17 protein-coding genes and 2 tRNA genes are annotated in these 17,560 nt (G+C 68.4%); 8 read left to right on the plus strand and 11 right to left on the minus strand.

Annotated elements, in window-relative coordinates; genetic code table 11:
• Positions 1-79: 79 nt before the first annotated feature.
• A complete protein-coding gene (locus IEY21_RS07535; protein ID WP_188903003.1) occupies positions 80-1,312 on the minus strand; it encodes an MFS transporter in 1,233 nt (410 codons plus the stop codon).
• A gap of 24 nt (positions 1,313-1,336) precedes the next feature.
• Complete coding sequence (gene nth / locus IEY21_RS07540; protein WP_188903005.1) at positions 1,337-2,032, minus strand: endonuclease III; 696 nt, start codon at positions 2,030-2,032, stop codon at positions 1,337-1,339.
• Positions 2,033-2,149: 117 nt separating this feature from the next.
• On the opposite strand from nth, the gene IEY21_RS07545 reads away from it, so the two are divergent.
• Together IEY21_RS07545 and IEY21_RS07550 are read left to right on the plus strand one after the other, a co-directional pair.
• The gene (locus IEY21_RS07545; RefSeq protein ID WP_188903007.1) at positions 2,150-2,371 is read left to right on the plus strand and encodes a hypothetical protein; all 222 of its coding nucleotides are present in this window, start codon (positions 2,150-2,152) and stop codon (positions 2,369-2,371) included.
• Between the two features lie 92 nt (positions 2,372-2,463).
• Positions 2,464-2,539, plus strand: a tRNA-Trp gene (locus IEY21_RS07550).
• Between the two features lie 139 nt (positions 2,540-2,678).
• On the opposite strand, the gene IEY21_RS07555 is transcribed toward IEY21_RS07550, so the two are convergent.
• Positions 2,679-2,945: a hypothetical protein gene (locus IEY21_RS07555; RefSeq protein WP_188903009.1), complete on the minus strand. Its 267-nt coding sequence runs from the start codon at positions 2,943-2,945 to the stop codon at positions 2,679-2,681.
• Positions 2,946-3,106: 161 nt separating this feature from the next.
• On the opposite strand from IEY21_RS07555, the gene IEY21_RS07560 reads away from it, so the two are divergent.
• Positions 3,107-3,829 carry a zinc ribbon domain-containing protein gene (locus IEY21_RS07560; RefSeq protein WP_188903011.1) on the plus strand — a complete coding sequence of 241 codons (723 nt, stop codon included), beginning with the start codon at positions 3,107-3,109 and terminating at the stop codon, positions 3,827-3,829.
• A gap of 148 nt (positions 3,830-3,977) precedes the next feature.
• On the opposite strand, the gene IEY21_RS07565 is transcribed toward IEY21_RS07560, so the two are convergent.
• Positions 3,978-4,934 (minus strand): asparaginase, encoded by a 957-nt coding sequence (locus IEY21_RS07565; protein ID WP_188903013.1) that lies wholly within the window; start codon positions 4,932-4,934, stop codon positions 3,978-3,980.
• Positions 4,935-5,058: 124 nt separating this feature from the next.
• On the opposite strand from IEY21_RS07565, the gene glmU reads away from it, so the two are divergent.
• Complete coding sequence (gene glmU, locus IEY21_RS07570) at positions 5,059-6,543, plus strand: bifunctional UDP-N-acetylglucosamine diphosphorylase/glucosamine-1-phosphate N-acetyltransferase GlmU (protein WP_188903015.1); 1,485 nt, start codon at positions 5,059-5,061, stop codon at positions 6,541-6,543.
• A gap of 73 nt (positions 6,544-6,616) precedes the next feature.
• On the opposite strand, the gene folE is transcribed toward glmU, so the two are convergent.
• From folE to IEY21_RS07585, 3 genes are all read right to left on the minus strand, one after another.
• A complete protein-coding gene (folE, locus tag IEY21_RS07575; RefSeq protein ID WP_188903017.1) occupies positions 6,617-7,246 on the minus strand; it encodes a GTP cyclohydrolase I FolE in 630 nt (209 codons plus the stop codon).
• Between the two features lie 110 nt (positions 7,247-7,356).
• Positions 7,357-9,306, minus strand: a complete 1,950-nt coding sequence (thrS, locus tag IEY21_RS07580) for a threonine--tRNA ligase (protein WP_188903018.1) — start codon at positions 9,304-9,306, stop codon at positions 7,357-7,359.
• Positions 9,307-9,627: 321 nt separating this feature from the next.
• The gene (locus IEY21_RS07585; protein WP_188903020.1) at positions 9,628-10,026 is read right to left on the minus strand and encodes a DUF805 domain-containing protein; all 399 of its coding nucleotides are present in this window, start codon (positions 10,024-10,026) and stop codon (positions 9,628-9,630) included.
• Positions 10,027-10,112: 86 nt separating this feature from the next.
• Between IEY21_RS07585 and IEY21_RS07590 the strand changes: the two genes are divergently transcribed.
• On the plus strand, positions 10,113-11,168 hold the full coding sequence (locus IEY21_RS07590; protein WP_188903126.1) for a metallophosphoesterase: 1,056 nt from the start codon (positions 10,113-10,115) through the stop codon (positions 11,166-11,168).
• A gap of 57 nt (positions 11,169-11,225) precedes the next feature.
• Here the strand turns inward: IEY21_RS07590 and IEY21_RS07595 are convergent, their stop codons facing one another.
• Together IEY21_RS07595 and infC are read right to left on the minus strand one after the other, a co-directional pair.
• Positions 11,226-11,471: a glutaredoxin domain-containing protein gene (locus IEY21_RS07595; protein ID WP_188903022.1), complete on the minus strand. Its 246-nt coding sequence runs from the start codon at positions 11,469-11,471 to the stop codon at positions 11,226-11,228.
• A 148-nt stretch (positions 11,472-11,619) separates the two neighbouring features.
• Positions 11,620-12,243 carry a translation initiation factor IF-3 gene (infC, locus tag IEY21_RS07600; RefSeq protein WP_188903024.1) on the minus strand — a complete coding sequence of 208 codons (624 nt, stop codon included), beginning with the start codon at positions 12,241-12,243 and terminating at the stop codon, positions 11,620-11,622.
• A 215-nt stretch (positions 12,244-12,458) separates the two neighbouring features.
• Here infC and IEY21_RS07605 point away from each other — a divergent pair, with 215 nt between their 5' ends.
• From IEY21_RS07605 to IEY21_RS07615, 3 genes are all read left to right on the plus strand, one after another.
• Positions 12,459-12,827, plus strand: a complete 369-nt coding sequence (locus IEY21_RS07605; protein WP_188903026.1) for a lipopolysaccharide assembly protein LapA domain-containing protein — start codon at positions 12,459-12,461, stop codon at positions 12,825-12,827.
• Positions 12,828-12,837: 10 nt separating this feature from the next.
• Complete coding sequence (locus tag IEY21_RS07610; RefSeq protein WP_188903028.1) at positions 12,838-15,006, plus strand: single-stranded-DNA-specific exonuclease RecJ; 2,169 nt, start codon at positions 12,838-12,840, stop codon at positions 15,004-15,006.
• Positions 15,007-15,358: 352 nt separating this feature from the next.
• Positions 15,359-16,192: a DUF8692 domain-containing protein gene (locus tag IEY21_RS07615; protein WP_188903030.1), complete on the plus strand. Its 834-nt coding sequence runs from the start codon at positions 15,359-15,361 to the stop codon at positions 16,190-16,192.
• A 42-nt stretch (positions 16,193-16,234) separates the two neighbouring features.
• Here the strand turns inward: IEY21_RS07615 and IEY21_RS07620 are convergent, their stop codons facing one another.
• A complete protein-coding gene (locus IEY21_RS07620) occupies positions 16,235-17,281 on the minus strand; it encodes an SIS domain-containing protein (protein ID WP_188903031.1) in 1,047 nt (348 codons plus the stop codon).
• A gap of 186 nt (positions 17,282-17,467) precedes the next feature.
• Positions 17,468-17,544 (minus strand) — tRNA-Arg (locus IEY21_RS07625).
• Positions 17,545-17,560: the final 16 nt, after the last annotated feature.

The raw sequence follows: 17,560 nt of genomic DNA on the forward strand, positions 1-17,560 counted from the left end.
AGCGGCCCACATGGTCATGGAAACCTTGAACATGGGCCGGGTCCCCTACATCCCCTGACCAGGGACAGACCAGAGCCGCTCAGGTGGCCGAGGCCGGCGCTGCCCGCCGGGCCCGCCGGTACAGTCCCAGGTAGATGGCAGCCACACTGGCCGCGTACATGGCGAGCGTCCAGCCGAACAGCACGTTGAAGGCCGTGCTGAACGGCAGCTGACCGCGCACCACGCCGGAGAGAATGCTGCTCGCGGCCCAGCCCAGGTCCCAGGCGATCACGTTCACGGCCGAGTACATGGGGCGGTCATTTTCCGGCAGGGCCGACATGGCGTAGGCCCCGTATACCGGGCCAGCCGCGTTCATCAGCGCTCCGCGGGTGAACAGCGCGATGGTCACCAGCCACAGCTGCGGCGCAAAGCCCAGCAGCGCCAGAAACGGCAGGCTGGAAGCCTGCACGAGCAGGACCGCCGGCAGCTGCCCCAGTCGCCGCACGAGCAGCGGCTGCAGCAGCGCCGTCGCCGCCGTCGCCAGACTGGCCCACGCGAACAGCAGGCCCAGGCTGGCGTAGCTCACCTGAAAACGGCCCTCGATATAGATGTTCAGGAAGGGAATGGTGGCCCCGGCCCCCAGCCCCACGAGCAGATTGGGAAACACCAGCCGTCCCATGGTGCCCCAGTCCTGCACGGCGAAGCTGCGGCCGGTCTGGGACGACTTGCCCGTGGGCTTCAGGGCCAGCACCGGAGCCAGCCCCAGCAGCTGCAGCGCCGTGGCAACCAGCAGCGCGGCCCGGAGCGCCCCCAGTCCCGCGGGCTCGGTGGCGGTGGCGGCGGCGTACAGTTCCGGAATCCGTCCGCCCAGCAGGTTGCCCAGAAAGCCCGCGCCGGTCATCAGGGCGCTCTGCACACTGAACAGGGTCACGCGGTTCTCGTCGGTGCTGTTGTTGGCCATGAAGGGCGAACCCGCCACAATCAGCAGCGCCGCTCCACTGCCCTGCACCAGCGCCCCCACGACTACGCCCGCCACGACCGGCAGACCGGCCCCGCCCGCCAGCGCCAGCGCCAGGGTGCCCAGCAGGCTCAGCGCCACCCCGATCTTGATGGTGTGCGCGTTGCTGATGCGCCGCGCCAGCGCCACGGCGGGCAGACTCAGGCACACCAGGGTCAGCGCGGGCAGGGCATTCATGAAGCCCTGCCACTCGGCTCCCAGGCCCAGCGCCCGCAGATAGAAGTTCAGGAACAGAACCAGAAACGCCTGGGCCAGCCCGAACGAGAAGACAGACGCCAGGTACAGCCAGACCTGCCGGGAAAAGCGCCAGTTCATGCCGGCCCTCCGGCTGCGGGTGGGTTAACGGCCTTGCTCCGCACCCTCCACCCCCACCTTCGGACAGAAAGACGCCAGCCCACACGCCCCACACTGCGGCTTGCGGGCGTGGCATACCCGCCGCCCGTGCAGGATCAGCGCGTGGTGCAGAAAGACCCAGCGCCCACGCGGAAACAGTTTTTGCAGGTCGGTTTCCACCTTGTCGGGGTTGGTCTGGGTGCTCAATCCCAGACGGCGGGCCAGACGGCCCACATGGGTATCCACCGCGATGGCCGGATACCCGTATGCGTTGCTCAGCACGACATTGGCCGTCTTGCGGCCCGCACCGGGCAAGGCCACCACGGCGGCGAAGTCGTCGGGGACCTCGCCGCCGTGCCGCTCGACAAGCAGGCGGGCGAGCGCCGCAAGGTTGCGGGCCTTGCCCCGGTACAGTCCGATGCGGCGGATCAGGGGCTCTATGTCCTCGGCGCTGGCCGCGCTCATGGCGTGGGCGTCGGGATAGCGGGCGAACAGGGCAGGAGTAGCGGCGTTCACGCTCACATCGGTGGCCTGGGCGCTCAGGACGGTGGCGACGAGCAGTTCAAACGGCGTGCGGAACTCCAGTTCGGTGCGGGCGTCCGGGTACAGGGTATCCAGCACCGTCAGGACCTGCGGAGCACGGCTCCGGGCCCCGGCAGGCAGACGCGCCGCAGGACGCCGGGCAGAGGAAGAGGAGGTCATCGGGTTCCCAGGCTAGCGCCCCTCCCTGGCAGGCTGTCCGCCCGGCCCAGACGCAACCCGTGCAGACGCGGCCCGGGCAGATGCAACCCGGGCGGCCTCCGCCGCGTAATCGGGGGCATGAGAGTCCTCTCGTTGATCTTTGGCATCCTCGCCGCCCTGGGACTGCTGCTGGGGCTGCTGCCGCTGTTCGGGTGGCTGAACTGGCTGGTGGTGTTGCCTCCCGCCGTGCTGGGGCTGGTGTTCGGCGCACTCAGCCGCGACCGGGGAGCCACCACCCTGAGCGCGGTCGTCGCCGTGCTCGCTGCGCTGCGCCTGCTGCTGGGGGGCGGCGTGCTGTAACGCGCCGCCGGGAGAGCCGCCTTGCACGTCCGCCGGGCCTCTGCTATTTTGGTTGGGCCCGCGTGACCGCGCGGCACCTTTGAATGGCAGATGGGTTCTTAGCTCAGTTGGTAGAGCATCGGTCTCCAAAACCGAGGGTCGTAGGTTCAAGTCCTACAGGGCCCGCCAGACAAAACCTCCCGCTTCGTGCGGGAGTTTTTTTTGGTGTGTGCGGCCACCTCACCCCCGATCATGCGGTGGCCGTGGGCCGTGTGGCGCTCCACCAGGACCGAAAGGTCCACGCCGGACAGTTTCCCGTTCCCCACCATCACCCGGCCCCCCACCATGTTGAGGGCCGCGCGCGGCGGGGTACACAGCAGGGCGCTGCGGAGTCGTGCGTGGCCCCGGAATACCCCACGATCAGGTTGGCGGCAAATCCCGGCGCCAGCGGGCAGATGTCGTCGCGGTTCAGCACCGCCGCGCCGCCGCGGATGGCCAGCCACAGGGCGTCGTAGGCGCTCAGGGCCACCCGCACCCCGGCGTTCGAATGCGGCGCAAGCAAGACAGTGCGGGTGGGATGCCGGGTGGGGTGCATGGAGCCTCCTGTGGACGAACGGTCATGCAACACAAAATGGCCCCGACCACAGCGGTCAGGACCAGAAATTGGGCTTCCCCCACGGGGAACAGGAACGCTTCCCAGTTTAGAGCACATTTGGTCTCCGCCCGATGACCGGCGTTGGGGGTAGACTGGAAGCGATGAGTGATACCTCCCCCCTCCGTCGCCTGCACCGCGTTCAGGAACTCGATCTCAATCTGGACCGCCTGCGCGACGAGGAAAAGAACCTGCCCGACGACCTGCGCGCCGCCCGCAACGAGCAGGAGCGTCTGAACAACGACCTGGAAGACACCGAGATCACCCTCGAGGGGGTGGACAAGCGGGTCCGTGCTCAGGAACAGGATCTGGCGGGCACCCGCGCCCAGATCGAGCGCGCCCAGGAGGAGCAGGAGAAGAGCGCCTTCGACGCCCGCGCCCAGAGCCAGTACGGCAGCCGCATCCAGCAGCTCGGCGAGCGCGCCGACGAGATGGAAGAGGACCTGCTGCCCCTGCGTGAACGCCAGCGCGAACTCAACGAGAAGGCCGCCGAGCTGCGCAGCCAGCACCGCGCCCTGCGCCCCACCCTGAACGCGCTCGAGGAACGTGACGAGGCCCGCGTGCAGGACCTGCGCGATCAGGGCGAGGCCGACCGCCAGGAACGCGCCGCGCTGGTGGGCGGCCTGGAGGCCCGCACTGTGCGCGAATACGACATGATCCGCAAGGCCAAGAAGGGTCTGGGGGTCGTGGAGATCCGGGGAGGACGCTGCACCGGCTGCAACGTGGTCCTGCCGGTCAACGTGCAGCAGAAAGCGGCGCTGGGCAAACTGCCCCCCGTGAAATGCCCCTCGTGTGGGCGCTTCCTGATCCGGCTGGACCTGGACTGAAGCCAGTGGGAGCGGAGCTCCCCGGTGGGGTCCCGGTCTCCTGGCCCGCACCCCGACTGGAGGCTTCTCCCCCACCCGCCCACAACATCAAAAGCCACCGCCCGGAGGACCGGGCGATGGCTTTTGATGTTGTGGGCGGGTGCCGGTGCTAGAACTCCATCTGCGTGAACACCCTGCGGATCTCTCCGCGGTCCAGGCCACAGCCCAGCAGCGTCAGCAGCAGGATGCGGGCCTTGTGGGCATTGAGGAAGCTGGCCGGAATGGCGCCGGCGTCCACCAGCGTCGCCCCGCCCCCCGCGTACCCGTAGACCGGCAGCACCGGCCCGGCGTGCGTACGCGTGGCAATGACCACCGGCTGCCGGGTGGCCGCGATCAGGGGCAGCAGTTCGGCCGGCAGATTGCCGGTACCCAGCGCCGCGATGACGATGCCGTCGGCCCCGGCCCGCGCCGCCGCGTAGCCCTCACCGCGCCAGCCGGCGTAGGCGTACAGGATGTCCACGCGCGCGTTCAGGTGGGGCGGGTGGTAACTCACGCGCGGCTCGGGGCCGGCGAAGTACTTGAGGTGGGCGGTATCGCCCTCACGGTCAATCCGCCCGATGGGGCCCGGGTAGCCGCCGAAGGCGTCCACCGCGGTGGTATGCACCTTGGTCACCGTGCGGGCGTCGAAGATGTCGCCGCCGAACACCACCAGGGGTCCGCGCCCGGCGCTGCGGGCGTGCAGAGCCACCCCGGCGGCGTCCAGCAGGTTGCCGGGACCGTCCCAGGACACCTCCTCGGCGTGGCGCATGCTGCCGGTCAGGACCACGGGGGCGGGGGTGTCCAGCAACAGGTGCAGCGCGAAGGCCGTTTCCTCCAGCGTATCCGTGCCGTGTGTGACCACCACGCCGTCATGCTCGGGGGCCACGCGCGCAATCAGGTCACCGAGCTGCAGCATGTGCGCCGGCGTGACCTGTGGACTGGGCAGGGTGAAGGGCTGGAAGTCGCGGACCTCCACCCCCGGCAAGCCCGGCACGCTGGGAGCCTGCTGGGGCGTCAGGCCGCGTCCGTCCGGGCTGGGCCGGCTGGCGATGGTGCCGCCGGTATGAATCACTGCGAGGCGTTGCATGACCGGCATTGTGGCGCCTGACCGGCAGCCCGCGTGCCCGGGTGCGCCGCGCCACGAACGGATATGAAAAACCCCGCCCGCCCGGACGGACCGCTGCACTACACTGCCGGTCAGGTGAAGTGGAATGATTGAAGACAACCGTCCGCTGGACGTGGTGATTCTCGCAGCGGGCCAGGGCACCCGTATGCGCTCGGCCCTGCCCAAGGTGCTGCATCCGGTGGGAGGCCGCCCGATGGTCGCGTGGGCGGTGAAGGCCGCCCGTGAGCTGGGCGCGCGCAACGTGGTCGTGGTGACCGGCCACGGGGCCGGGCAGGTGGAGGCGGCGCTGACCGGACCACAGGGCGCGCCGGACCCTGGCGCGGTCCATCAGCCCCAGCTGGTCTTCGCACGCCAGGACCGGCAGCAGGGGACCGGCCACGCCTTCGTGTGCGGCATCGATGCGCTGGGGGACCACGCGGACGCGGACGTGCTGGTGCTGTACGGCGACACCCCGTTGCTGCGCACCGAAACGCTGCGCGCGCTGCTCGAAGACCACCGCACGCGCGACAGCGCACTGACCATCCTGACCGGCGAGCTGCCCGACGCCACCGGCTATGGCCGCATCATCCGTGATCTGGAGGGCAACGTCGAGCGCATCGTGGAGCAAAAGGACCTCAAGCCCCACGAACAGATCGTGCGCGAGTTCAACAGCGGCGTGTACCTGATGGATTCGCGCGCCTCGGGGCTGGCACACCGCATCACCAACGACAACGCGGCGGGCGAGTACTACCTGACCGACCTGCTGGAGCTGTACCACGCCGAGGGCGAGCAGGCCCACGCTTTCAAGCTCAGCGACCCCGACGAGGTGCTGGGCGCCAACGACCGGCGCGGCCTGGCCGAGCTGGAAGCCATCCTGCGCCGCCGCATCAACATGGCCCACATGCAGGCCGGGGTGACCCTGCAAGACCCCCACAGCATCCGCATCGAGGACGGCGTGGCCTTGGGCCGCGACGTGATTCTGGAACCCGGCGTGATTCTGCGGGGGCGCACCCGCCTGGCAGACGGCGTGACGGTGGGGGCATACAGCGTGGTCACCGACAGCGTGCTGGAAGCGGGCGTGGTGGTCAAACCCCACAGCGTGCTGGAAGGCGCGCACGTTGGCGCGGGCAGCGACGTCGGGCCCTTCGCGCGCCTGCGCCCCGGCAGCGTGCTGGGGCCGGGCGTCCACATCGGCAACTTCGTGGAGACCAAGAACGCCCATCTGGACGCCGGGGTCAAGGCCGGGCACCTCGCCTACCTGGGAGACGTCGAGATCGGCGCGGAGACCAACGTCGGGGCAGGCACCATCATCGCCAACTTCGACGGCGTGAACAAGCACCGCAGCACGGTGGGCGCGGGCGTCTTCATCGGCAGCAACAGCACGCTGATCGCGCCGCGCACGGTGGGAGACGCCGCTTTCATCGCCGCCGGCAGCGCCGTCCACGACGACGTTCCCGAGGGAGCGATGGCGATTGCGCGCGGCAAACAGCGCAACATCGAGGGCTGGTCGCGCCGGTACTGGGGCGGTATGGCCGACAAGGTGCAAAGAAAGCTGCCCTGGATCGCGGGCTGGCTGGAACGGCGCGACTAACTCCGGGCCTGAAAAGCAGGGCCGGTGACCACCGTCACGGCCCTGCTCCTTTGTCCTTCAGGACTGTTGTGGCTCAGCGCGAGCGCAGCGTGGTCTGCACCGCACTCATGAACTCGGCGCGGGTGCGCGGATCGTCGCGGAAGGTGCCGCGCATGGCGCTGGTGGTGGTCGAGGAGTTCTGCTTCTGCACGCCGCGCATGGCCATGCACAGGTGGGTGCCTTCCATCAGCACGGCCACCCCCTTGGGAGCGAGCAGTTCCTCGATGGCGTCGGCCAGCTGGGTGGTGATGCGCTCCTGCACCTGCAGGCGCCGGGCGTACAGGTCCACGATGCGCGCGAACTTGCTCAGACCCAGGATCTTGCCGTCGGGAATGTAGGCGATGTGCGCCCGGCCGTAGAAGGGCAGCATGTGGTGCTCGCACATCGAATAGAACTCGATGTCCTTGACGATCACCATCTCGCTGCCCTCGGCCTCGAACACGGCGTCCCCGGCGGCGGCCTCCAGGGTCAGGCGGTAGCCGTCGGTCAGGAAATTCCAGGCCTTGGCCACGCGGTGCGGGGTCTTGAGCAACCCCTCGCGCTGCGGATCTTCACCGATGGCACTCAGCCACTGCTCGGTCAGGGCGCTCAGTCCGGGCAGCTCCAGCTGCTCTTGCATCAGTTGGTCGGCACCCAGGGTGGCGGGGGGATTCGCGGTGGTCATCGCAAGAGTATGTCCTTTTTGGAGGGGAGGGACCGTAATCCAGATTAAGGGGCGGGGGCGGGCGCGCTCGCCCGCCTCCCGCCCCCGCCCCGCGTGGGGCACCCGGACCGCTAGCTGCGGCTGTTGTAGCGCTCCAGCAACTCGGCCTTGAGGTCGTCAAAGCCCACGCCCTTGCGCTCCTGATGGCCGCTGGGGGTGCGCTCACGGACGCTGACCTGCCGCGCTTCCTGTTCCTTATCACCCACGATCAGCATCACCGGGATCTTGGACAGCTCGGCCGAGCGGACCTTGGCGTTCATGCGGTTGGAGGAATCGTCCACCTCGGCGCGCAGGCCCGCCGCGTGCAGTTCGGCGCGCAGTTCCTCGGCATAAGCATTGTGACGGTCGGCGATGGGAATGATGGCGACCTGCCGGGGCGCGAGCCACAGCGGGAAGTCTCCGGCGTAGTGCTCGATCAGGATGCCCACGAAACGCTCCAGGCTGCCGAAAGGCGCGCGGTGAATCATGATGGGGCGGTGGTCCTGGCCGTCCTCGCCGACATAGCTGATGTCAAAGCGTTCGGGCAGGTTGTAGTCCACCTGAATGGTGCCCAGCTGCCACTCGCGGCCCAGCACGTCCTTGACCACGAAATCCAGCTTGGGGCCGTAGAAGGCGGCGTCGCCGGGCTCGACGCTGTAGGGCAGCCCGACTTCCTCGACCGCCTGGATGATCTGCCCCTCGGCCAGGTCCCAGTTCGCGGCGTCGCCCACGTACTTGTCGCTCTCCGGGTCACGGGTGCCCACCCGGAAACGCACGTCGTTCATGCCGAAGGTCCGCAGCACGAGCACGGTCAGGTCCAGCACATCCAGGAATTCCTTCTTGAGCTGGTCCGGGCGGCAGAAGATGTGGGCGTCGTCCTGCGTGAAGCCGCGCACGCGCGTCAGGCCATTGAGCTCGCCGGACTGCTCGTAGCGGTACACAGTTCCGAACTCGGCCAGCCGCACCGGCAGGTCGCGGTAGCTGCGCGGCTTGCTCGCGTAGATGCGGACGTGGTGCGGGCAGTTCATGGGCTTGAGCATGTACTGCTCGTCGTCCACGGTGATCGGCGAGAAGTTGCTGTCGCTGTAGTTCTGGTAATGGCCGCTCGTCTTGTACAGCTCCAGATTGCCGATGTTCGGCGTGATCACGCCCTGGTACCCGCGCTGGAACTGCTGCTCCTTGAGAAAGCCCGCGAGTTCCTCGCGCAGCACTGTGCCGTTGGGCAGCCACAGCGGCAGGCCCTTGCCCACGAGGGGATCAATCGTGAACAGTTCCAGCTCGCGTCCCAGCTTGCGGTGGTCGCGCCGCTTGGCCTCTTCCAGCCGCTCCAGGTACTCGTCGAGTTCCTTCTGGCTGGCAAAGGCGACGCCGTAGACCCGCTGCAGGATGGGGTTCTTCTCGTTGCCGCGCCAGTACGCGCCCGAGGTACTCGTCAGCTTGAAGGCAGTGGGCAGCTTGCCGGTGTTCGGGAAGTGCGGGCCGCGGCACAGGTCCACATAGTCGCCCTGGGTATAGAAGGTGATGGCCTGGTCGTCAGGCAATTCAGAGATCAGCTCAACCTTGTAGGGATCGAAGCCGAAGCGCTCCAGCGCCTCCTGCTTGCTGACCTCCGAGCGCGTGATGTCCAGGCCCTGCCCGATGATCTCGCGCATGATCGCCTCGATTGCGGGCAGGTCCTCCTCACGCAGCGGCTCGGGCAGATCAAAGTCCTGGTAGAAGCCGTTCTCGATGCTGGGGCCGACCCCACGCTTGACCGCTTCCCTGGGATGGCCCTTGCGCGTGTAGAACTCGCCCACCGCCTGACTCATGACGTGGCCCAGCGAGTGCCGGAAGACGCTCTGGGCCTGTCCGGGATTCTTCTTGGTGATCAGACTAATCTGTGCGCCCTCGGGCAACGGCGTTTGCAGGTCGGTCAGAACGCCGCCCACGGTCGCGGCGAGCGCGTCCTGCGCCAGCCGGGGGCCAATCGCCTGGGCAGCGTCCAGCGCGGTCGCTCCCTGCGGCAGTTCCAGTTGTTTTCCATCGGGCAAAAAGACGTGCATGTGTTCCACTCCTTAGAATTCAAGACAAAAAGACCCGGCCTGGCCGCACTCCAGCAGGACGCCTGAAAACCGTCTATAGGTTCTCAGGCGCAGGGAGTTCGCGTGTTCAGACCGGATGGGCCAGACATTCGTAGCCACACGGCAGCCATCACCAGACCGGAGTGATGGGCGCGTGACTTCATGCAGGCAGGATAGCGGTTTGGGACGAGTGGGGGCAAGCGCGGCGGCGGCGTCACCCAGTTCCCGCCGCACACACCGCCCTCCAGGCATGGAAACAGCTCCAGGGCGCTGTCGTCTTTGTCGGGCTTACCCGTGAACGGCTCAGCCCTGCACTCCAAAGGCGGCACTGCCGGACACCCCTTTGGGATTCGGCCCCCACCTGTTGGTCTGGGCATCGCTGTCTGATACCACGAAAACCAGCACCACGATTCCGCCCACCAGGGGAATGAGGCTCAGGAGTTGCCACCAGCCGCTCCGTCCCGTGTCGTGCAGACGCCGGGCAGTCAGGGCGAGGCCTGGAATCAGCACCGCCAGCGTATAGATGCCGCTCAGGACCCCCAGTGAGAGATCGTCGCTTCCCAGTCCGAGCATGCCGTCCACGAACCCCAGAACGAACGTGATGATGAGGTTGAAAAGCGTAAACATCCAGTATTCGCGGCGACGGGCACGGCCAGAAAAGTCGGCGTAATGGTGACGGATGACCTTCAGATATTCGTTCACGCAAACAGCGTAGGAGCGCAGACACCGCCGCGTTGCCGCACTTGCGCGTGGCCCGGCGGGGGATCTGGGGGTATACCGTGACCTCCATGCACCGCCTGAGTCTGCCAAGCGTTCTCCTGCTGTTCCTGCCCGCCTGCGCCCCCGCCCTGAGCGGCCCGGCAGTGTCCCTGCCCGACGTGACCGCCCCCCTCACCATGCCTGGCCCGGAGCACCTGCGCGTGGTGGTCATGGGGGACCAGGGCACCGGAACGGACGTGCAGCGGCGTGTCGCGGCGGCCATGCAGGAGGTATGCGCGCGCGAGGGCTGCGATCTGGGCGTGGGCCTGGGCGACAACTTCTATCCCGCCGGCCCGCGGGAGGTGGGCTCTCCCCTGTTCCAGACCCGCTTTGAGGACGTGTATGGCCCCCTGAACCTTCCCTTCCTGATGGTGGCAGGCAACCACGACGAGAGCGGACTTTTTGGCGGCGACGGAACGGACGCACGCGGAGCGGAGACTCAGGTCGCCTACGCGAAGGTCAATCCGCGCTGGGTGATGCCCGCCCGCACCTACCGGGCACCCGTGACCGCTGGAACCGGAGAGGCTCTGGCCGAATTCTTTGTGGTGGACACCACGCCGCTTGCCGCCTACCTGCCGGGCAGACGGGTGAACGAGTGGCCCGGCGGACCGTGGGACGCTGCGCAGCGCACTTGGCTGGCGAATGCGCTGCGCGGCAGCGGCGCCCGCTGGAAGCTGGTGCTGGGTCACCATCCCCTGTTTTCCAACGGCAAACACGGCGACGCCGGGCAGTACGACGGACTGCCCTTCGCCTTTCAGCGGGGAGACGCGGTGCGCGACCTGTACCGGGTGGCCTGTGGGTACGCGGACGCCGTGCTGAGCGGACACGACCACGCCCTGGAAGTCTTTGCTCCACAGCCGGAATGCCCCGGCACCTGGGCGATGGTGTCCGGTGCAGCGGGCAAGGCCGAGGGCGCGCGGACAGGCACGCGGCCCGCCGCCACCGAAATCCATGGACAGCCCGGCTTTCTGTGGCTGCACTTGACGCCGCACACCCTGAACGTGCGGGTCTATACCGTGGCGGCCGACGGAACAGCGCGGCTCGCCGGCACGCACCACATCACCACGCGGGAGGGCAGCAGATAAAACACGAAAGGGGCGGCCCCCGCTGGAGGACCGCCCACTTCTGCCGGACGCTAGGAGTTACAGGCCGGCGGCGGCCAGAAAGGCGTCCAGCTTCTGCGGCCGGAACCCGCTGAGGCTGTGCGCCACCTCGCCGTGAACCAGCGTCGGAACGCTGCGCCGCCCGCCGTTGACGCTCATCACGTAGGCGGCGGCGTCCTCATCCTGCTCAATGTTGATTTCCTCAAAGGCCAGGCCCTTGCTGCTCAGGGCGCGTTTGGCCGCGTGACAGTCGGGGCACCAGTTGGTCGTGTACATCTTGATCATGGGTTCCTCCAGTGCACTGCGCCCGGTCGGACTCGGCCTCAGGCACCGCATCAGTTTACAAAATAAAGCATGAAAAGCAAGCGGCAGGTTGCATATCCGGCGACAGAAAACGGCCCGCCGAGTGGGGCGGACCGCTGCCTGGAAGCGTTTAGGCCGAAGCGGGCGTCTCGGCGGGCGTTTCTGCCGGTGCCGGGGACGCAGCCTCGGTGCCCGCAGCGCCGCTGTCCTCGCCACGCTCTTTCTTGGGCGCGGGAGCCGCCTTGGGGGTCATGATCATGTTCATGTCCATGCCCATCATGCTGGGGTTGCTCTCGGGCGCCCCGATGTCGGCCAGGGTCTCGGCCACACGCACCAGAATGCGCTCGCCGAGCTCCGGGTGGGTGCGCTCGCGCCCGCGGAACATGATGGTGACCTTGACCTTGTGGCCCTCTTCGAGAAAGCGGCGCACGTGCCCGGTCTTGGTCTTGAAGTCGTGGTCGTCAATCTTGACCCGGAACTTGATGGCCTTGACTTCCTGAGCGCGGGCACGCTTGCGGTTTTCCTTCTCGTTCTGCTGCTGCTCGTAGCGGAACCGGCCATAATCGAGCAGGCGGCAGACGGGCGGAACAGCCTGCGGACTGACCATGACCAGATCCATGGCCGCCTCGCGCGCCATGTTCATGGCCTCACGGGTGTCGATGATGCCCACCTGCTCGCCCTCTGCGCCGATCAGACGGATCTGGCGGACGCGGATCTGCTCGTTGACCTTATGTTCTTTCGCTATATTCATCACCTCCGCACACCCCCCGCACGCTGGCGGGCCGGGCGGCTGCACCCACAGAAATATGGGTTAACAGCTCAGTTTACCACGCGGGCCTCTGCCCTTCGCTGTTGCCGTCGCCCCTTTATGTTTCGTTGGTGACTGCGGGCCCTGAAAGCCAGTCGGGCCGCAAACGCAGGCACGCGTCCGGCACGGTTTTTGTTGCAGCTTGGCGCTAAACTGGCACCATGCGGCTCGTCTCGTTCATCCAGGTGCTGCTTTTGCTGACCATCGCGGCCTATCTGGTGCTGGTGACCCTGGAGAATCCGGCGCTGGTGCGCCTGCCGCTGCCCTTCGGACGCGGCGAACTGTCGTTGTCGGTGGGCCTGACGGTGGCGCTCGCCTTGCTCGTCGGGGTGGCCTACGCCGTCCTGCTGCTGCTGCCCCCGGTGTGGGGCGAGCGCGCCCGCCGCCTGCGCGAGCGCCGCGAACGCCGCGCGGTCGAGCAGCGCCTGACCGCCACCCTGCAGGCCCGGCTGGGAGCCATGCCCCCCGCCGATGGTCTGCGGGCACCGGTGGGCCTTCCCGAGAGCAACGCCCTGGAGCAGGTGTCATGAGCGGCGCGGCATGACGCGGCACCCGACGGACCACCCCCCGCAGGCCCGCTGGCTGCTTGCCCCTCCCGCCAGCCGGGAGGAACTGCTCTCGGTGATGCGGCGCTGGCGGGTCTCGCCGCCGCTGGCACAGGTGCTGCACGGGCGCGGCCTGACTCCGGCGCTGCTGGACCCGCCGCTGGCCCTGACCCCCAACCCGGCCCTGGGCGAAGCGGCGCGCCGCCTCGTGGCAGCCATCCGGGCGCGCAAACGTCTGCGCATTCACGGCGACTACGACGCCGACGGTGTGAGCGCCACCGCCGTACTCGTGCTGGGTCTGCGGGCGCTGGGCGCCGACGTACACGGCTTCATTCCGCACCGCCTGAACGAGGGGTACGGCATTCATCCCGACAAGGTGGCCGAACATGCCGCCGCCTGCGACCTGCTCGTGACGGTGGACTGCGGCGTGAGCAACGTCGAGGAGGTCGCCGCCCTGCTGGCGAGCGGCACCGAGGTAATCGTCACCGACCACCACACGCCGGGACCCAGTTTCCCGGCGGCGCTGGTGGTGCATCCCAGCCTGACCGCCGACTACGACCCGCAGATACACAACCTCACCGGCGCGGGCGTGGCCTACCACCTGCTGTGGGCCGTTCATGCCGAACTGGGCCTGGAGGAGCCGCGTTCCCTCTCGGCGCTGGCGACCCTGGGCACGGTGGCAGATGTGGCTCCGCTGATCGGTGAGAACCGGGCGCTGGTGCGCGCGGGCCTGAGTGCCCTGGCCGCAACCGAGTTGCCCGGACTGCGGGCGCTGCTGGATTCGGGCCGGGTGGCGCGGCCCAGCGCCCGCGACGTGGCCTTCGTGATCGCGCCGCGCATCAACGCCGCCGGCCGGCTGGGCGAGGCGGACGTGGCGCTGGACCTGCTGACCACGGCGAGCCGCCACGACGCGGGCCGGCTCGCCGAATACCTGGAGATCCGCAACGGCGAGCGGCGCAAGCTGCAGGACGACATGTTTGCCCAGGCGCTGCAGATTGCCGATCCCAGCGAACCGGCGCTGGTGGTCACGCACCCCGACTGGCACGCGGGCGTGATGGGCATTGTGGCGAGCAAACTGGTCGAGACTTACCACAAGCCGGTGTTTATCGTCGCGCAGGGCAAGGGCTCGGTCCGCAGCACGCCGGGCATCAGTGCGGTGGGCGGCCTGCGCTACAGCGAAGACCTCCTGAAACGCTATGGCGGGCACATGGGAGCGGCGGGCTTTTCCATAGACGACGAACACTTCGGGGCCTTCCGCGAACGCATCCACGCCTACATGCGGCAGTTCCCGGTGCCCCGGCCACAGGTGCGCCTGGACGCCCCGCTGCCCACGCTGGGCGCGACACACGAACTGGTGGAGGGAGCCGGGGCCTTCGAACCCTTCGGCGAGGGCCACGCGCCGCCGCTGTGGCATGTGCGCGACACCCTGAGCGACACGCGGCTGGTGGGCAAGCGTGGCGACAGCCTGCAGTTCCGGATCGGAGCGCTGCGCGGCATCAAGTACGGCGAGCACGACGCCCAGGCAGGCGAGCGTGACCTCGCCACCGGGCTGGTGGTCAGCGAGTGGCGCGGCCAGTCGCGCCTGGAATACCACGCCCAGGCCCTGCGGCCCCCTGCTCAGCTGTCGCTGGACGGGCCCGGGCCGGTTCCGGAGGACATGGACGCCGCGCCGGAGCCCCGGCTGGCCCGCCTGAATCCCCGGGACGCCATGCAGCGTCTGCACGCCGGGGCCAGCGCCCACGCGCAGGGAGCCGTCGCCGCCTACCTGCGCGACAACGTGCCGGGCCTGCAGCTGGTGGCCGCGGGCGACCCCGCTCCTGGCGGCGAGCTGATCCTGTACGCCCTGCCCGCCGAGGAGGACCTGCGCGCGTGGATCAGCGGAGCAGACCGGAACGGTGGCCGGATCGCCTTCGCGCTGGGGCCCAAGACCCTGGCCGAGCTGGAAGGCGCGCTGTCCCGGCATCACCTCAGCGTGCCGCCCGCCAATCCGCTGGCCGACGCGACCCAGGACGAGGCGCACATGGCCGCCGCCGCCGACGCCTACCGCCGCTGGCAGTGGGTTCACCACTGGCGCACGCTGGACGACGCGGGCTGGGCGGCCTCGGTGTACGCCATGCTGGGTCTGACGCCACGCGGCGCAGCGGACCTCGCTGCCGCCGACTGATGGCCAACGATGGAAGCCTGCCGGCCAAATTGAAACAGCTTTTTCAGGTGGGATGAAAGAAAAGAACCCACCCGCCATCGGCCTGGAGCCCCTCAAGGGGGCGTCTTCGGGGCCGCACCAGCACGCAGGGTGACCGACGGCCAGCCTCACGCCCATGCTGTGGGTCCGGCAGACACGCGTGACAGACACAATTTACGACCTTGAAACGCCGGGACGCCTCTTATGGAGGGGCCGCAGCCGACCCACTTCCCAGGGGCCCTTCTCAGTGCCTCCCCGGGTCACAGCGCCTCCCCGGGATGGCCCTGCACGGCATACACGCGCCCAGCCGGACACGGCACAGGAGGAACCCGGCATGTCGGAACCGAGCCGAACGAACTGGACCCCGCAATCCACCGTGTTGATTCCTGCGTCAACCGTCGCAGGCGCCACAGACACCGTGCCCCTGGAAGGTCCGTATGCCGGACACCTGACGCTGTCCCCGGAAAAAATTACGCGTGCGCTGCTGTGGATCACGGCGGTCTTCGCCGGCATTCACGTGCTGACCAAAGTAGCGACGGTGTACTTTCCCGATTTTCCGGGACGCAACTGGCTGGTCATCATGTTCGGACTGGGCGGGGAGGCCAACCTTCCGGCCACCTTTTCGGGGGGGCTGCTGCTGCTCAGCGCCGCGCTGCTCGGAACCATCGCCCTGACGACGCAGCGGGCGGGCGGGCCGTTCTCACGCCACTGGGCCGTCCTCGCGGGCGTGTTTCTGTTTCTGTGTCTGGACGAGCTCGCCGCCATTCACGACAACATCAGCGCCCCCCTCAGCCGGCTCGCCCAGCCTGGGGGCGCCCTGCTCTACCTGTGGGTCGTGCCGTACGGTCTGGCCGTCCTGCTGCTGCTGCTCGCCTCGGTGCGCTTCTTGCTGCACCTGCCCGCCGCCACCCGCCGGCTCTTCGTGCTTGCCGGGGCTATGTATGTCGGGGGGGCGCTGGGCCTGGAACTGATCGAGGCGGCCTCCGACGCCCGCGGGATTCACAGCGGCTTCATTCCTCTGCTTGGCGTGGCCATCGAGGAAACGATGGAGATGCTGGGGCTGGTCGTGTTCATCTCGGCCCTGTTCGGCCATATCAGACGGCAGCTGCCGGGCCTGGACCTGCACCTCTCGGTCACGTCCGGCCCCTCCGGCTCCACGGATTCCTGAACCGCGCCCGGCCCCGGCGCCTGTCCCCCTCAGGGATGCGGCTCAGCGGTCCCCGTCCTCTTCATCATCGTCGTCGGGTTCATCGCCGTCATCGGGCCCACCGGACACCTCTTCGTCGCCGGCCCACACGGGTTCGCTGCGTCGCAGGTCATCGCGGGGAGCGCTGAGCTGCGCCGGGTCCGCCGCCTCGCCCGCCAGGGTGGCCTGGGCGCGGATCAGCACGGCGGGGTCGGCGGGAGCCATCTGATAGCGCTCGGCGAGGTAGGCGGCGACCCACGCGCCGAAATACCACAGCGCCAGCGCGGCCGGATAGCCCTGCACGCCCCCAGGAGCCGGAACATGAATGATCTCGTCGATGCGTGACTCCAGAATCTCGCGGGCCAGGAGCAGGCTGTCATCCGTCTCGCCCAGGATCAGCGCCACCTTGGCGTCACCGCGCTCGTGCTGGGCCTCAAAGGCCCCACAGGTCAGCGGCAGCAGGTCGCCCAGCAGCGGCACGGCCAGGATCTTGCCGGTGCGGGCCAGCAGTTGCTGCCACGCGTGCGGCAGGGCGTCCGCGTCGGGGGTGGCGAGCAGCAGCGGCGTGCGCCCCCACAGACTCCACGCGAGGTCTCGGGCCGGATTGTTCTCCTCCACGTGTGGGCCGCAGCGCCCGGCCAGATCGGCCAACGCGGCGTCGGCGGCCTGCGCCTCATCGGCATGGCCAGTGACGTGGGCCAGGTACTGCGCGAAGTGGTAGGTGGACAGCGGCCCGCCCGGCATCAGCGTGTCGATCTCGCCCGCCACCCCGCCGGTACTCACGCGCCGGGCACTGGCTCCGGCGACCTCGGCCAGATCGGCGTAGTCCACGGCGGCGGCGTGAACATCGGGGCTGCTCAGCACGAACTGGGTGCCGCTGCGGGTCAGGCTGGGCAGCGCAAAGGCCTGGATCAGGTGGGCCGCCAGGGTGCCCTCGCCCACCCCCACCACGCCGTAGGGAGCACTTTCCTGCTCGGTGGGACCGGCGTAGCTGCCGGGCAGACGCTCAAGCAGGGCCAGCAGGCCGGACGTGGAGCCGGACATCGACATGGAAGAAGAGGAATCGCTCATGCCCACAGCGTACAGGCCGCCGGCGTCCAGCGCGGCAGGGACCCAGCAAAAAGACCGGCCAGCACGAAGTTTTTTGCTTCACCTTCATTTAACCTTGCGTGCTAGACTTCTGCGCGTGTCTTTCTGGAGCGCCGGGTCATCCCCCACACCCATGCCACAAAAAACCACCCCGAAGGGTGGTGAGGGTGGTGCACTCGACTGGACTCGAACCAGTGGCCTTTGGCTCCGGAGGCCAACGCTCTATCCACCTGAGCTACGAGTGCAAAGCTCAGGTACCCT

The sequence above is a fragment of the Deinococcus aerophilus genome, from assembly GCF_014647075.1.
GTDB lineage: Bacteria > Deinococcota > Deinococci > Deinococcales > Deinococcaceae > Deinococcus > Deinococcus aerophilus.

Coding starts and splice junctions, on each gene's coding strand:
- IEY21_RS07535 (WP_188903003.1), bottom strand. CDS start 1,312: ATGAACTGGCGCTTTTCCCGGCAGGTCTGGCTGTACCTGGCGTCTGTC.
- IEY21_RS07555 (WP_188903009.1), bottom strand. CDS start 2,945: ATGCACCCCACCCGGCATCCCACCCGCACTGTCTTGCTTGCGCCGCAT.
- folE (WP_188903017.1), bottom strand. CDS start 7,246: ATGACCACCGCGAATCCCCCCGCCACCCTGGGTGCCGACCAACTGATG.
- IEY21_RS07590 (WP_188903126.1), top strand. CDS start 10,113: ATGCACCGCCTGAGTCTGCCAAGCGTTCTCCTGCTGTTCCTGCCCGCC.
- IEY21_RS07610 (WP_188903028.1), top strand. CDS start 12,838: ATGACGCGGCACCCGACGGACCACCCCCCGCAGGCCCGCTGGCTGCTT.
- IEY21_RS07595 (WP_188903022.1), bottom strand. CDS start 11,471: ATGATCAAGATGTACACGACCAACTGGTGCCCCGACTGTCACGCGGCC.
- IEY21_RS07605 (WP_188903026.1), top strand. CDS start 12,459: ATGCGGCTCGTCTCGTTCATCCAGGTGCTGCTTTTGCTGACCATCGCG.
- IEY21_RS07560 (WP_188903011.1), top strand. CDS start 3,107: ATGAGTGATACCTCCCCCCTCCGTCGCCTGCACCGCGTTCAGGAACTC.
- IEY21_RS07565 (WP_188903013.1), bottom strand. CDS start 4,934: ATGCAACGCCTCGCAGTGATTCATACCGGCGGCACCATCGCCAGCCGG.
- nth (WP_188903005.1), bottom strand. CDS start 2,032: ATGACCTCCTCTTCCTCTGCCCGGCGTCCTGCGGCGCGTCTGCCTGCC.
- IEY21_RS07620 (WP_188903031.1), bottom strand. CDS start 17,281: ATGAGCGATTCCTCTTCTTCCATGTCGATGTCCGGCTCCACGTCCGGC.
- IEY21_RS07545 (WP_188903007.1), top strand. CDS start 2,150: ATGAGAGTCCTCTCGTTGATCTTTGGCATCCTCGCCGCCCTGGGACTG.
- IEY21_RS07615 (WP_188903030.1), top strand. CDS start 15,359: ATGTCGGAACCGAGCCGAACGAACTGGACCCCGCAATCCACCGTGTTG.
- glmU (WP_188903015.1), top strand. CDS start 5,059: ATGATTGAAGACAACCGTCCGCTGGACGTGGTGATTCTCGCAGCGGGC.
- thrS (WP_188903018.1), bottom strand. CDS start 9,306: ATGCACGTCTTTTTGCCCGATGGAAAACAACTGGAACTGCCGCAGGGA.